This is a genomic window from Brevibacterium salitolerans, from assembly GCF_039531405.1.
GTDB lineage: Bacteria > Actinomycetota > Actinomycetes > Actinomycetales > Brevibacteriaceae > Brevibacterium > Brevibacterium salitolerans.
In genome coordinates this window covers 537,595-551,950 of the sequence record NZ_BAAAPZ010000002.1, presented here as the reverse complement: position 1 = coordinate 551,950, position 14,356 = coordinate 537,595, and the positions used below count along the sequence as shown (strand labels likewise).

At 71.1% G+C, this 14,356-nt stretch carries 11 protein-coding genes; 3 read left to right on the top strand and 8 right to left on the bottom strand.

The features are described 5' to 3' along the window. On the bottom strand, positions 1-590 hold a 590-nt coding region (locus tag ABD240_RS03550; RefSeq protein WP_344335206.1), incomplete at its 3' end, for a DedA family protein. A gap of 23 nt (positions 591-613) precedes the next feature. Here ABD240_RS03550 and ABD240_RS03545 point away from each other — a divergent pair. The 3 genes from ABD240_RS03545 to glpK are packed head-to-tail and all read left to right on the top strand — an operon-like array spanning position 614 to position 4,685. Further along, positions 614-1,711, top strand: coding sequence for a YhjD/YihY/BrkB family envelope integrity protein (locus ABD240_RS03545; protein ID WP_291794686.1), 1,098 nt, complete (start codon positions 614-616; stop codon positions 1,709-1,711). A 51-nt stretch (positions 1,712-1,762) separates the two neighbouring features. Next, a complete protein-coding gene (locus ABD240_RS03540) occupies positions 1,763-3,184 on the top strand; it encodes a glyceraldehyde-3-phosphate dehydrogenase (RefSeq protein WP_344335201.1) in 1,422 nt (473 codons plus the stop codon). A gap of 4 nt (positions 3,185-3,188) precedes the next feature. Further along, positions 3,189-4,685 carry a glycerol kinase GlpK gene (gene glpK, locus ABD240_RS03535; RefSeq protein ID WP_291794684.1) on the top strand — a complete coding sequence of 499 codons (1,497 nt, stop codon included), beginning with the start codon at positions 3,189-3,191 and terminating at the stop codon, positions 4,683-4,685. Here glpK and ABD240_RS03530 read toward each other — a convergent pair. The 7 genes from ABD240_RS03530 to ABD240_RS03500 form a co-directional block, all read right to left on the bottom strand. Further along, positions 4,682-5,647: a D-2-hydroxyacid dehydrogenase gene (locus ABD240_RS03530; protein WP_291794683.1), complete on the bottom strand. Its 966-nt coding sequence runs from the start codon at positions 5,645-5,647 to the stop codon at positions 4,682-4,684. The two genes, glpK and ABD240_RS03530, sit on opposite strands and share 4 nt — an antisense overlap. A gap of 19 nt (positions 5,648-5,666) precedes the next feature. Then, complete coding sequence (locus ABD240_RS03525) at positions 5,667-7,301, bottom strand: MDR family MFS transporter (protein WP_291794682.1); 1,635 nt, start codon at positions 7,299-7,301, stop codon at positions 5,667-5,669. Then, positions 7,298-8,023, bottom strand: coding sequence for a TetR/AcrR family transcriptional regulator (locus ABD240_RS03520; RefSeq protein WP_344335197.1), 726 nt, complete (start codon positions 8,021-8,023; stop codon positions 7,298-7,300). Before ABD240_RS03520 ends, ABD240_RS03525 begins: the two co-directional genes overlap by 4 nt. Before the next feature lie 94 nt (positions 8,024-8,117). Continuing rightward, positions 8,118-10,058 (bottom strand): DNA primase, encoded by a 1,941-nt coding sequence (gene dnaG, locus ABD240_RS03515; protein WP_344335194.1) that lies wholly within the window; start codon positions 10,056-10,058, stop codon positions 8,118-8,120. Between the two features lie 33 nt (positions 10,059-10,091). Next, complete coding sequence (locus ABD240_RS03510) at positions 10,092-11,381, bottom strand: deoxyguanosinetriphosphate triphosphohydrolase (RefSeq protein WP_291797729.1); 1,290 nt, start codon at positions 11,379-11,381, stop codon at positions 10,092-10,094. Between the two features lies 1 nt (position 11,382). Further along, positions 11,383-12,588: a tRNA dihydrouridine synthase DusB gene (gene dusB / locus ABD240_RS03505; protein ID WP_344335609.1), complete on the bottom strand. Its 1,206-nt coding sequence runs from the start codon at positions 12,586-12,588 to the stop codon at positions 11,383-11,385. A 16-nt stretch (positions 12,589-12,604) separates the two neighbouring features. Further along, on the bottom strand, positions 12,605-14,341 hold the full coding sequence (locus tag ABD240_RS03500) for an ATP-binding cassette domain-containing protein (RefSeq protein WP_291794065.1): 1,737 nt from the start codon (positions 14,339-14,341) through the stop codon (positions 12,605-12,607). Positions 14,342-14,356: the final 15 nt, after the last annotated feature.

Genomic DNA, 14,356 nt, shown 5'->3' with positions numbered 1-14,356 from the left:
GCGACGATCCACCACACGAGAGCCGCCGCGACCACCACGATGACGGCGTTCTGGAACCAGCCGGCGTAGCGCTCGATCACCGCGTAGTTCTCCCCCACCCAGAACCCTGCGAGCACGAACAGCGAGTTCCAGATGAGGGAACCGGCCATCGTCAGGAGGAGGAACCAGCTCTGGCTCATCCGCTCGATGCCCGCGGGGATCGAGATGAGCGAGCGGAAGATCGGGATCATCCTGCCCAGGAACACCGCCTTGCGGCCGTGGCGGCCGAACCAGGCGACGGTCCGTTCGACGTCCGCCGGGTCCACGAGCGGCAGCTTCGCCGCCCACCGCACGATCCGCTCGTGCCCGAATGCCCGCCCGACCCAGTAGAGCGCGAGCGCGCCGAGCACGGAGCCGATCGTCGCCCAGGCGATGGCGGAGACGAGATGCATGCTGCCCAGACTCGAGGTGAAGCCCGCCAGGGGCAGGATCAGCTCGCTGGGGATGGGCGGGAACAGGTTCTCGAGCGCGACGAGCAGGCCCACGCCCGGAGCGCCGAGCGCGTCCATCACGGAGACGACCCACTCGGTGAATCCCTGTGTCAGAGTCATGGGCCCAAGCATAGGATGCTCCCATGACTGTCTCCGGCAACCCAGGCGAACGCATCCTGACAGCGTCCAAGCGGGAGGCGGGCCAGAGCACGGCGCAGCAGATCATGCGCAGGCCCGTCGTCGTGCATCTGCGGCAGACGCTGGACCGCTACGGCCAGCGGCTGGGGAACCAGTTCGCCGCCGCCATCACGTACTTCCTCGTCCTCGCCCTCATCCCCACCCTCATGTTCGCGTTCTCCGCGCTGGGCTTCTTCCTCGACGTGGTCCGGCCGGAGCTCATGGACGCCGTGAGCGCGCAGATCGCCGAGTACGGGGGCGACGAACAGGTCGTGGCGCTGCTGCAGAGCTTCCTCACCGGCTGGCGCGGGGCGAGCATCGTCGCCGTCGTCTCCGCCCTCTACACGGCGCAGGGGTTCATCGGCAACCTCAAGGACGCCGTGCGCTCCCAGCTCGACGCCCACGGGGTGCAGAAGGACCAGGACGGGATCGTCCCGCGCATCGTCAACAACACCGTGGCGCTCCTGGGCATCCTCGTGGGCGTCGCCCTCGCCATCGCCCTCAACGTCGTCTCCTCCTCGCTGCGCTCGACCATCGTCACCTGGCTGGACCTGCCCGGGTGGATGGACCCCGTCTTCCAGATCGTGCCCGTCATCGCCACGGCCGCGGCCTGCTGGCTCATCTTCCTGCTCATCTTCACCCTCCTGCCGGCCTCGCCCGTGCCGATGCGCACGAAGGCGATGGGCGCCCTGTTCGGAGGGCTGGCGCTCACCGTCCTGCTCCGCCTGGCCACGCTGCTCATCGACCTCTTCTCCGGCTCCCCCACCGCAGCCCTCTTCGGACCGGTCATCGCGATCATGCTGTCGATGAATGTCTTCGCGCGGATCATCCTCATGGTCGCGGCGTGGATGGGGACGGCCGACGACACCCCGGTCTTCGCCCGCATCGCGTCCGTCACGGACAACGGCACCGCGCGCACCGCGGCCACCGGTCCCGCCGTGCGCCGGGAGAGCGCCGGGCAGACGCTCGGCGCGCTGCTGGCGGCGGCCGGCCTCATCGCCGCGACCCTGCTGGGCTTCAACCGCTTCCAGAACCGCAGGTCGCCGCGACGCCGCACGCCGTGACCGCGTAGACTCTGTGGACACCACCGCGAGTTCAGTGAAAGGTTCCGTCTCTTGACCGACCAGATCCAGGCCGAGTCCCAGCAGTGGGCCGCCAAGCAGGACGCCGCCGAGCAGCTCATCCCCCTCGTCGGGAGGCTGCACCGGGAGAACGGGGTCCTCCTCACCGTCTACGGCCGCAGCCTGCTCAACAAGTCCGTCACCGGCGTCATCAAGGCCCACCGGTACGCGCGCCACTTCGACGGCACGGACCTCGACCTGCAGGAGACGCTGGCGATCGCCCGCGAGCTCGTCTCCCTGGACCTCGGGGCGACGACGGTGGACCTCGGCCGGCTGGCGGCCGCTCAGCGGGCCGGCGGCGGCGACCTCGCCGCACTGCTCGCGGACGCGCTGGGCGGCGGGGAGCGTGCGGAGCCCCGTGACGTGGTCCTCTACGGCTTCGGCCGGATCGGCCGCCTCCTGGCCCGCATCCTCATCGACCGCGCCGGCGGCTCCGGACTGCGCCTGCGCGCCGTCGTCGTCCGCCGCAACGGTCCCGACGACATCGTCAAGCGCGCCTCCCTGCTGCGCCGGGACTCGATCCACGGCAAGTTCGACGGCACCATCGTCGTCGACGAGGAGAACGAGACGATCCTCGCCAACGGCACCCTCATCAAGGTCATCTACTCGAACGACCCCTCCGAGGTCGACTACACGGCCTATGGCATCGAGGACGCCATCGTCATCGACAACACCGGCAAGTGGCGCGACCGCGAGGGGCTCTCGCAACACCTCGCCTGCCCGGGTGCGTCCAAGGTGATCCTCACCGCCCCCGGCAAGGGCGATGTGAAGAACATCGTGTTTGGCGTGAATTCCCACGACATCACGCCCGAGGACACCGTGCTCTCCGCCGCCTCCTGCACGACGAACGCGATCACGCCGGTCGTCAAGGTCCTCAACGACCGCTTCGGCATCCGCAACGGGCACATGGAGACGGTCCACTCCTTCACCAACGACCAGAACCTCGTGGACAACTACCACAAGGGCTCCCGGCGCGGCCGCGCCGCCGGCCTCAACATGGTCCTCACGGAGACGGGCGCGGCGAAGGCCGTCGCGAAGGCGCTGCCGGAGCTCGCCGGGAAGCTCTCCGGCAACGCGATCCGCGTGCCCACCCCCAACGTCTCCATGGCGGTGCTCAACCTCAACCTCGAGAAGCCCACGACGGTCGACGAGCTCAACTCCTTCCTCCGGGAGACCTCGCTGCACTCCTCGCTGCGGAACCAGATCGACTACACCTCCTCACCGGAGGTCGTGTCCTCGGACTTCGTGGGCTCCAAACGGGCCGGGATCGTCGACGGCCTGGCGACCATCGCCGACGGCGACCGCGCCGTGGTCTACGTCTGGTACGACAACGAGTTCGGCTACTCCTGCCAGGTGATCCGCTGCGTGGCGGAGATGGCGGGCCTGTCCCAGACGGTGCTGCCGGCACAGGGCTGAGACCGTGGGCCACATCCTCGCCATCGACGAGGGCACGACCTCGACCCGTGCGGCCGTCTTCGCCGAGGACGGCCGCATGGTCGCGTCCGCCTCGCGGGAGTTCGCCCAGCACTTCCCCCGGCCGGGCTGGGTGGAGCACGATGCCGAGGAGATCTGGCTCACGACCCGGGAGATGATCGGGACCGTCCTGGGCCGGACCCAGCTCACGCACTCGGACATCTCCTGCGTGGGCATCACGGACCAGCGGGAGACGACCGTCGTCTGGGAGGCGGCCACCGGGCGGCCGGTGCATCCGGCGATCGTCTGGCAGGACACCCGCGGCGAGGAGATCGTGGAGCGGCTCGCCCCGCACGCGGCGGACATCGCCGCGCGCACCGGGCTCACCGTCGCCACCTACTTCTCCGCGATCAAGCTGTCCTGGATCCTCGACACCCTCCCGCCCCGGCAGCGGGAGGAAGCCTCGGCCGGGGAGCTCCTGTTCGGCACCGTGGACAGCTGGCTGATCTGGAATCTCACGGGCGGGCCGGCCGGCGGCCGCCACGTCACGGACGTGACGAACGCCTCGCGGACCATGCTCATGGACCTGAAGACCCTCGACTGGTCCGAGGAGATGCTGGCCCTCACCGGCGTGCCCCGCGCGATGCTCCCGGAGATCCTGCCGTCGATCGGCGAGTTCGGCACGGTCGCGGGCCACCAGCTGCTCGCCGGGGTGCCCATCACGGGCGTGCTCGGCGATCAGCAGTCCGCCGCCTTCGGCCAGTGCGCCTTCTCCCCCGGCGACACGAAGAACACCTACGGCACCGGCTGCTTCCTGCTCACCAACACGGGCACCGCGCCCGTGGCCTCGGCCGGCGGGCTCATCACGACGGTCGCCTACCAGGAGGCCGGCAGGCCTGCCGCCTACGCTCTGGAGGGCTCCATCGCGGTCGCCGGCTCGCTGGTGCACTGGCTGCGCGACGGCCTGGGCATCCTCACCTCCTCCGAGGAGGTCGAGACGCTGGCGAGCTCCGTCGAGGATTCCGGGGACGTGTACTTCGTCCCCGCCTTCTCCGGTCTCTTCGCTCCGCGCTGGCGTCCGGACGCACGGGGGACGATCGTGGGGCTCACCCGGTTCGCCACCAAGGGTCACATCGCCAGGGCCGCGCTGGAGTCGACCGCCTTCCAGACGGCCGAGGTCATCGAGACCCTCCGGCAGGACTCCGGCTTCGCGATCTCCACCCTGCGCGCGGACGGCGGCATGGCGGTCAACGACGGCCTCATGCAGTTCCAGGCGGACATCTCCGACTGCGAGGTGACCCGCGGCTCCATCGAGTCCACCGCCACCGGCGCGGCCTTCGCCGCGGGCATGGGCGCCGGGGTCTTCGCGGGCACGGACGACCTCGCCCGGCTGTGGGAGGAGACCGGCCGCTGGGAGCCCCGGATGACCGCCGCCGAACGCGCGGCGCGCCTCACCCGCTGGGACGAGGCCGTGCAGCGCTCGCTCGGCTGGGTGCAGGGCTAACGGCTCGGCACGTAGCCCGCCCGCAGATCGACCGTCTGCGGGAACGCCTCCCCCGCGATCCACCGGTCCCAGTGGTCGAGGAACTGCTCCGCCAGACGATCCGTCCAGCCCTCGGTGTCCCCGGAGAGATGAGCGGTGAGGACGACTCCGGGCAGGTCCCAGAGCGGGTGGCCGGGCGGCAGCGGCTCCGGATCCACCACGTCGAGTCCCGCCCCCGCGATCTCGCCCGTCCGCAGGGCGTGAACCAGGTCGTCCGTGCGCGTCGACCTCCCGCGGCCGATGCTGATGAAGCGTGCTCGTGCGGGCAGCGCGGCGAAGACCTCCGCGTCGAAGAGCCCCGTCGTCGCCTCCGTCAGCGGTGCGGCGTTGACGAGCCAGTCGACGTCCCCCAGATGCTCCGTGAGCCGCGCGGAGTCGTGGATCGCGGAGAAGTCCGCGTCGCCGTCCCGGGCGCTGCTGGCCGCACCGGCGACCTCGATCCCGACCGCCCCGAGCAGCTGCGCGATCCGCCGGCCGATCCCGCCGGTTCCCACGACGAGGGCGCGGGTCCCCCGGATCTGCTCCAGCTCCCTGCGCTCCCACTCGTGGCGGCGCTGCAGCTCCAGGCTCTCCGGGGCGTGCTTGGCGAACATCAGCACGGTGTGCAGCACGTACTCGGCGATCGCCTGGTCGAAGATCCCGTGCGCGTTCGTCACGACGGCGCCGTGCTCGACGAGCGCGGGGAAGCGCAGGGAGTCCACACCGGCGCTGGCGGCGTGGACCCAGCGCAGCGAGTCCGCCGCGCCCATCGCCCCCCGCAGCGCCGGTGAGAAGAAGTCCCACAGGAGGAGGGCGTCGGCTCCGCGCAGCGACTCCGCAAGGCCCTCGGCCTCCGTCCAGCGCACCTCGGCGTCGCGGCTGAGACGCTCGAAGGAGGCGGGACGGACGCGGCCGGGGCTCGTGAGGATGGTGAGAGTCGTCATGCCTCACCATCCTGTCACATCAGTCCGCGTCCACCCTGTCCCGGGCGGCCGGGACGTTCTTCGTGGCCAGCGGCTTGTGCACGATGAACATCGTGATGACGAACGCGACCGCGGTGAGCGGGGCGCACCACAGGAACAGCGGCACGAGCGCGTCGTTGTAGGCGTTGACGACGATGCCGTAGACCGGTTCGGGCAGGTGGGCGACGAGGTCCGGGGTGAGCTGGTTCGACGAGCCCATGGCGCCGGCGCCGTCCGGGAGCTTCTGCATGCCCTCGGAGATGTTGTCCATGAGCCGGCTCGTGAACAGCGTGCCGACCAGCGACATGCCCAGCGTGCCGCCCACCTGGCGGAAGTAGTTGTTGGACGCCGTGGCCGTTCCCACCATCGACACCGGGAAGGAGTTCTGCACGATCAGCACGAGCTGCTGCATCGTGAGGCCCAGGCCGATGCCGAACACCGCGAGGAAGACCATCAGCTGCCACATGGGGGTCTCCACGTGCAGGGTCGAGAGGAGCACGAGACCCACGGTCGCGATCGCCATGCCGGCGATGGGGTACCGGCGGTAGCGGCCGAACTTCGAGACCAGGAAGCCCACCGTGGTGCCGACCACCAGCATCGCCGCCATGAGCGGAGTCATCGAGAGGCCGGCGACGGACGGCGAGAGGTGATGCGTCATCTGCAGGTAGGTGGGCATGTAGGAGATCACGCCGAACATGCCGATCGAGAGCAGCACGCCCGTGATCGAGGCGAGGGTGAAGTTCCTGTCGCGGAAGAGCGACATCGGGATGATCGGAGCCTTCACGCGCAGCTCGACGAACACGAATGCGACGGCGGCGAGCACGCCGGCGCCCATGAGTCCGAGGATCACCGGGTCCGTCCACTCGTACTGCGTGCCGCCCCAGGCCGCGATGAGCACCACGGAGGTGGTGAAGACGCCGATGAGGGCCAGACCGCCCATGTCGACGCTGTGCTCACCCGTGCGGGTCTCGGGATCCTCGTGGAAGAAGAAGACGGTGGAGAGGATGGCGAGCAGGCCCAGCGGCAGCGCGAGCAGGAAGGCCCAGCGCCAGCCGGGGCCCTCCGTCAGCCAGCCGCCGATCAGCGGCCCGGCCACGGACGACACGGCGAAGACCGAGCCCATGATCCCCATGTACTTCCCGCGCTGACGCGCCGGGACGACGCTGGCGATGATCGCCTGCGAGAGGATCATCATGCCGCCGCCGCCGACGCCCTGGATGATGCGGCCGACGATGAGCCAGCCCATCGACTGCGCGAGGAAGCCCGCCACGGAGCCGGCCAGGAACACGGAGATCGCGAAGATGAAGAGCGGCTTGCGGCCGAGCTGGTCGCCGAGCTTGCCGTAGGCCGGCATGAGGATGGTGGACGAGAGCATGAAGCCCGTCTGGATCCAGAGCATCTGGTCGACGCCGTCGAGCTCGCCCACGATGGTGGGCAGCGCGGTGGCGAGGATCGTCTGGTTGAGCGAGAACATGAACATCGCCAGCATGAGGCCGATGAACAGGAGCCAGATGGAGCCGGCACTGGGGGCCGGCTGGGCGGCGCTGCCGGCCGTAGGGGCGTGTGCGGTGGTCTCCTGCGAGGAGGCAGGCATGGCGGACTCCGTATCTGCGTGCGTGGTGGGAAGTTTTCTCATGAACGGAAGCCTTCGAGGACGGTGCGGAAGAGGGCGAGGGACTGGTCGAAGCGCGCACGGGCGGCCTCGGGCGTGGTGTCGGGCGGAGGGGCGGACTCCGGGCCCGCCGCCTCCTCGCGCATGCGCTGCTCATAGGCGCCCATCGCGTAGGCGCTGCGCAGCGGGGCGAAGGAGATGAGGACGATCATCCGCACTGCGTCCCGCGTGCTCACGCCCTCAGGCAGGTCCAGCTCCGCCACCCGCTCGCCCAGGGTCTCCGTGAGCACGTCGATGAGCTGCGTGGCGAGCAGGCTCCCGGTGTCGGACTTCCGCTGCACCAGGAGGGGGTTCTGCACGAAGAGGATCCGGCGCATCTCCCGCACCTCGTCATCGCCCATCGAGTAGGACATGACGTCGCGGACGATTCCGGCGACGCCGCCGAACACGTCCCCGGACAGATCCGCGGCCGCGACGGCGTCGGCCACGACCTCCGGCTCCGGCCCGCTCACGGCGGTGCCGATGATCGCGTCCTCCTTGCTTGCGAAGTAGTTGAAGAAGGTGCGCTGCGAGATGCCCGCCTCCGCGGAGATCTGCGCGATCGTCGCAGCCTCCAGGCCGCGCTCGTACGCCAGCCTCACGGCAGCGGAGTGGATCGCCTCCCGGCTGATGCGGGCCTTCCGGGCCCGGAGGGACTCGCACTCGTGGGCACGAGGGGTCTCCTCGGCTGCTGTCTGCTCATTCACGCCTCCAAGTCTGCACTCCCTGCACTATTTGCATCAAGTGCAAAACGTGCAGTGAGTGCAGACTCACAGACGGGGCTTCCCGCGCCCGGCTCCGTTACATGAGCTGCCGCAGGCGCGCGCGCTGGACCTCGAGGATCTGGAGCTGGTTGAGGAGCGCGGAGCTCGTCTCCAGATCCGCGGGATCGGTGCGCTGGAGGCGCGAGTGGAGTTCGGAGGCGATCCTCGCCATGTCCGCGTCGAACAGGCGGGCGATGATCCCCCGGGAGTAGCGCTCGACCTCACGCGCATCGGTCGCCGGCAGCGGCTCCACGGCGAGACCGCCGACGAGCGAGCGGAGACGGTCCTCACCTGCGGCCCCGGCCGCCTCCATGACCTTCTCCGGCCAGGCCAGGGGATCCGCCAGCCCTGCGGCGACTCCCCCTGCCCGCTGCATGAGCGCGTGCACCCGGCGCAGATCCGGATGGGTGAACACCTCGCCGTTGAGTCCGTCGAAGAGCGTGGCGTTCACGAACTGCGGCTGCTGCAGCGCCACCTGGAGCGCACCGCGCTCGATCCGCACCGCCGCGGGATCGTACTCCGGCACCGGCGCGGCCGCGCCGCCCAGCTCCTCCGCGTACGCCTCGATCCGACCGGCCGTCCGCGCCTCGGAGGACGCGGTCCCGGTCCCCCGCCGCCGGGACGCGCGCGGGCCCTCCTTTCCGCCCCGCGGAGGACGCGCACGGCGGACCTCGGCGGCGACCTCGTCCACGCCCATCCCGGTCCTGCCTGCGACGAGCCGCACGTACTCCGGGCGGATCGCGGAGTCCCGGATGGCGGCGAGCACCGGCGCGGCGGCGCGCACCGCCCCCACCCGGCCCTCCACGGTGCCGAGGTCGAAGCGTTCGACGGCGGAGGTGAGGGCGAACTCGAAGAGGGGGCGGCGGGAGTCGATGAGCTCGCGCACCGCGGCGTCGCCGGCGGCCAGGCGCAGATCCGCCGGATCACGGCCGGAGCGCTCGACGGCGACGAAGGTCTGGGAGACGAACTTCTCGTTGAGCTCGAAGGCGCGCAGCGCGGCCTTCTGCCCGGCCTCGTCGCCGTCGAAGGTGAACACGACCTCGCCCGTCCCGGCGGCGTCGTCGCCCAGCAGCCGGCGGACGATCTTCACGTGCTCCTCACCGAAGGCCGTGCCGCAGGTCGCCACGGCCTGCTCCACCCCGGCGAGGTGCGCGGCCATGACGTCCGTGTAGCCCTCGACGATGACGACGCGCTTGGTCTTCGAGATCGCGCGCTTGGCGAGGTCGAGGCCGTAGAGCACCTGTGCCTTGTGGTAGAGGCCCGTCTCCGGCGTGTTGAGGTACTTGGGACCGGGGTCGTCCTCGTAGAGCTTCCGGGCGCCGAACCCGATGGTCCGCCCCGTTACGTCGCGGATGGGCCACATGATGCGGCCGCGGAAGCGGTCGTACACCCCGCGCTGGCCCTCCGAGACCAGACCCGTCGCGACGAGCTCCTCCGTCGTGAAGCCGCGACCGCGCAGCGCCTTGAGCAGATGGTCCCAGCCGCGCGGGGCGTAGCCGACGCCGAAGTGCGCGAGCGCCGCGTCGTCGAAGCCGCGGGTGTGCAGGTACTCGCGCGCCGCACCGGCCTCCTGGGAGCCGAGCTGCGTGCGATAGTACTCCTCCGCGAGCTGATGGGCCTCGATGAGCCGCTGCCTGCGGCCGACCTCCTCACGGTCCGGGCCGGAGCCGCCCTCCTCGTACGTGAGCTGGACGCCCGCGCGCTCGGCGAGCCGCTCGACGGACTCCGCGAAGGTCATCCCGTCGAGCTTCTGGAGGAACGTGAACACGTCCCCGCTCTCCCCGCAGCCGAAGCAGTGGTACATCCCCACCTGCGGGCGGACGTGGAAGGACGGGGTCTTCTCGTCGTGGAACGGGCAGAGGCCCTTCATCGAGCCCACACCGGCGTTCCGGAGCGTGACGTACTCCCCCACGACCTCGTCGAGCCGGGTGCGCGAGCGGACCTCGTCGATGTCCTCGCGCCTGATCAGTCCCGGCATGCGCGGGCGCCTCCTCTGTTCACGGCAGTCGGTTCACAGCAGGTCCGCGTCCGCTGCGCGGATCCGGTGGAAGTGCGTCCAGGCGGAGTGGTCGGTGAGGGAGGCGACCTGGTCGATGACGGCGCGGAGCCTGCCCGCATCGTCCTCGGCCTCCGCGTGGTCCGCGGCGAACATGGGATCCATCGCCGCGGGGCGCTCGCTGAAGAACTCCGTGAGGGTGCGCAGCACGTCCCCCTGGATCTCCTGCAGGCGCAGCCGGTCGTCGGCGACCATGACGGTGAGCGTCGCCATGCCCTTGAGCACGGCGATCTCCTCCGCCGAGGCGTCGGGGACGACGAGGCTGCCGGCGTACCTGCCCAGCGGCCCCCAGCCGAACTCCTCGCGGGTCGCCGCCTCCGCGGCCGCGGTGAACCTGCCGATGAGCTGGCTCGTCATGTGCTTGAGCGAGGCCTGGTCCCGGCGCGTGCCGGTGTAGCTCTCACGGGGCCAGTAGGAGGCCTTCTGCAGGCGGCCCAGCGCCGCGGCGACCGTGTCCTCGGCGGCGTCCGGGAGGTACCAGGCGCGCGTGATCTCCACGAGCCGGGCCAGCGCTCCGTCGTCGGTGAAGCCGTCGAGCCGGAGGTGCCCGGCGACCACGGCGTCCTCCACGTCGTGGACCGAGTAGGAGATGTCGTCTGCGAGGTCCATGAGCTGCGCCTCGATGCACCGCTGCCCCGCGGGGCGCCCCTGGCGGTAGAAGGCGAAGACGGAGGCGTCGTCTACGTAGACGCCGAACTTCCGCACGGGCGCGCCCTCCCGGCCGGCCGGCGCCTCGGCGCGCGGCCACGGGTACTTCGTGCAGGCGTCGAGGCTCGCCCGGGTGAGGTTGAGGCCGGCGGGACCGCCCGCCTCCGTGAAGACCTTGGGTTCGAGGCGGGTGAGGAGACGCAGCGTCTGCGCGTTCCCCTCGAAGCCGCCGATCCCGCTCGCGAGCTCGTCCAGCACCGTCTCCCCGTGATGGCCGAAGGGCGGGTGTCCGAGGTCGTGGCTGAGGCAGGCGGTGTCGACGATCTCGGGATCGCAGCCGAGGTACCGGGCGAGTTCGCGGCCCACCTGCGCCACCTCGAGCGAGTGGGTGAGCCGGGTGCGGACGAAGTCGTCGCTGCCGGGCGAGACGACCTGCGTCTTCGCACCCAGGCGCCGGAGCCCGGAGGAGTGGACGACACGCGCCCGGTCGCGCTGGAAGGCGGTGCGGCGCGGGTTCTTGGGCGCTTCGACCACCCAGCGGTCCTGGTCCTCGGCCGAGTACTCGTAGACGGGAGCGGGGAGGTAGCCGGTCGTCACGTCAGCCGCCCGAGACGTCGAGTTCGGCCTCGGCCAGCTCCGCGTACCAGGAGTCGTCCATGGTGCGCGAGTCCAGCCAGCCCTCCGGGAGGTGCGGGCGCCGGGGGCGGGTGGTGCGCCCGCGGGCGCCCTCCGCGGCCTCGCCGGGATACGGCTGGCCGCGGTCGAGCTCGCCCAGCAGCGCGTCGAGCTCCTCGAGTGAGGAGACCTTCGCCAGCCGGCTGCGTAGGTCGCCGCCCACCGGATACCCCTTGAAGTACCAGGCGATGTGCTTGCGCAGGTCGCGGACGCCCATGAACTCGTCCTCGTAGTGCTCGGTGAGGTAGACGGCGTGCCTGCGCACGGCGTCCGCCACGCCGCCGAGGTCCGGCTGATTGCGCAGCGGATTGCCTGCGAGCGCGTTCTCCAGATCCCCGAACAGCCAGGGACGCCCCTGGCAGCCGCGGCCGATCACCACCCCGTCGCACCCGGTCCGCTCCATCATGGTCAGCGCGTCCTCGGCGGCGAAGATGTCGCCGTTGCCCAGCACGGGGATCTCGTCGCCCACCAGGGAGTGCACGACCTCCTTCATGCGGGCGATCGACTCCCAGTCCGCCGTGCCGGAGTAGAGCTGCGCGCAGGTGCGGCCGTGGAGGGTCATGGCGGAGACCCCGGCGCGCACCGCGGTGCGGGCGGCGTCGACGAACGTGAGGTGGTCGTCGTCGATGCCCTTGCGCATCTTCACGGTGAGCGGGACGCCGCCACGGTCGGCCTCGCGCACGGCGGTCTCCACGATGGCGGTGAAGAGGTCCGTCTTCCACGGCAGCGCCGATCCCCCGCCCTTGCGGGTCACCTTGGGCACGGGGCAGCCGAAGTTCAGGTCGATGTGGTCGGCCCGGTCCTCCTCGACGAGGAGGCGGACGGCCTTGCCCGTCGTGACCGGGTCGACGCCGTACAGTTGGACCGAGCGCGGCGTCTCGTAGGGCTCGTGGTGGATGATCCGCATGGTCTTCTCATTGCGCTCCACGAGTGCCCGCGTGGTCACCATCTCCGTGACGTAGAGACCGCCGCCGTACTCACGGCACAGCCGGCGGAACGCCGTGTTGGTGATGCCGGCCATGGGCGCGAGCACGACGGGCGAACTCAGCTCGATGTTCCCGATCCGCAGCGCGGGGGCGGCGGAGGGACGCGCAGCGGCGGGTGGGGAGGCGGGCGGGGCGGAAGTCACAGCAGTCACCGGACCATTATCGCCGCTGCGTCAAATGCGCCGCCTCCCCGTCCGCGCCGAGGTCCTCCGTCCCGTTGCGCATCGCGTCCATGTCCCAGCCGGTCGTGACCCCCAGGTCCTCCACAAAGGCCGGATCGTGGGAGACCACGAGCAGCGCGCCGCGGAAATCCGCCAGGGCGGACACGAGGACGCGCACGGAGTCCAGATCGAGGCTGTTGGTCGGCTCGTCGAGGAGGAGCAGCTGCGGCGCCGGCCGCGCCAGCAGCAGACCCGCGAGCGCCACCCGGAGGCGTTCCCCGCCGGAGAGGTCGGCGCACCTCCTCTCCCCGGCCGCCGCCCGCAGCTCCAGACTCGCGAGCATGGCCCTGACCTCGTGCGCGGTGGCCTCCGGTGCGGCTTCCCGCACCGCCCAGGCGGCGGTGTGCTCCGGCTGCAGACGGGGGTTCTGACCGAGCAGGCCCACGGGTACGGGCACGCGGATCCCCCACGCCCCGCCGTCAGCCCGGGGTGCGCGCCGCGCGAGCGCCTCCGCAGCCGCACCCGCCGTCCTGTCCTCCGCCGCCTCCCGCACGGCTGCCAGCAGCGTGGACTTCCCCGATCCGTTGGCACCGCCCAGGCGCACGCGCTCCGGCCCCACCAGGGAGTACGCGCCGTCTGCGGTGTCGAGGACCAGCACCTCGCGCCGGGGCGGCACCTCCGTCTCCGGCAGCGCGAGCCGGATGTCCACGGTCTCCCGCAGACGGGACTCAGCGGCCTCCAGCGCAGAGGCCGCCTTCGCCTCCCTGTCCGCGACCATGCCGCGCAGCTTCCCCGCGGACACCTGTGCCTCCCGCTTCCGCAGGCCCATGACGATCTTGGGTTCGCGCTTGTTCGCCTCCATCTTCCTCCCGTAGCGCTCCCGCCGGGAGAGCTTCACCTCCGCCTCGATCCGCTGCCGCTTCTCCAGGGCCTGTGCGCTCCTGGCCTGGGCGACGTCCGCACGGACCGCCGCCTGCTCCGCCTCGACCGCCTCCTCGTAGGCGCTGAACGGGCCGCCGTACAGCTGCAGCCGTCCCTGCCGCAGCTCCACGATCGCCTCCACCTGCTCCAGCAGCTCGCGGTCGTGGGAGATGAGCAGCACGCCGCCGCGCAGCTCCCGCACGGCCGCGAACAGCGAGGCGCGGCCGGCGTCGTCGAGGTTGTTCGTGGGTTCGTCGAGCACGGTCCAGACCGCGCCGGCCAGGGAGGCGCCGGCGAGGCCTGCGCGCATCGCCTGGCCGCCGGAGAGCGAGTTCAGCCGGCGGTCGAGCACATCCGGCAGATCGAGCCCCACCGCCGCGAGCGCGGCACGCGCGCGCTCCTCGAGGTCCCAGTCCTCCCCGATGGTCTCGAGCAGGGCGCCCGTCTCCGCCTCCGCGGCGTCGCCGGAGAGGATCCGGCGCAGGGCACGGAGCTTCTCCTCGATGCCGAGGACCTGGGCGACGGTGCGCTCCTGCTCCGGGAGGTTCTGCGGCAGCACCCAGACCGGCCCTCCGGGATCCGCGGTGCCCGCCTCGGGCCGGAGGGAGCCGTCGAGGAGCCGGACGAAGGTGGACTTGCCGGCGCCGTTCGCACCGACGAGGCCCACGACGCCGGCGGGCACGGTGAGCGTCTGATCGTCGATGATGCGGTTGCGGGAACCGGAGTCGTCCGGCCAGGAGAAGCTCAGATGGGAGACGACGATCGCCGGTGCGTGTGCAGAGAGTGCGCGCGAGGGCGCATGAATGTGTTCCATGGGGGTCTCGTTCCG

Excerpts from the sequence above, each read along its gene's own strand:
- ABD240_RS03530 (WP_291794683.1), bottom strand. The coding sequence starts at position 5,647 with ATGACGACTCTCACCATCCTCACGAGCCCCGGCCGCGTCCGTCCCGCC.
- dnaG (WP_344335194.1), bottom strand. The coding sequence starts at position 10,058 with ATGCCGGGACTGATCAGGCGCGAGGACATCGACGAGGTCCGCTCGCGC.
- ABD240_RS03500 (WP_291794065.1), bottom strand. The coding sequence starts at position 14,341 with ATGGAACACATTCATGCGCCCTCGCGCGCACTCTCTGCACACGCACCG.
- ABD240_RS03545 (WP_291794686.1), top strand. The coding sequence starts at position 614 with ATGACTGTCTCCGGCAACCCAGGCGAACGCATCCTGACAGCGTCCAAG.
- ABD240_RS03525 (WP_291794682.1), bottom strand. The coding sequence starts at position 7,301 with ATGAGAAAACTTCCCACCACGCACGCAGATACGGAGTCCGCCATGCCT.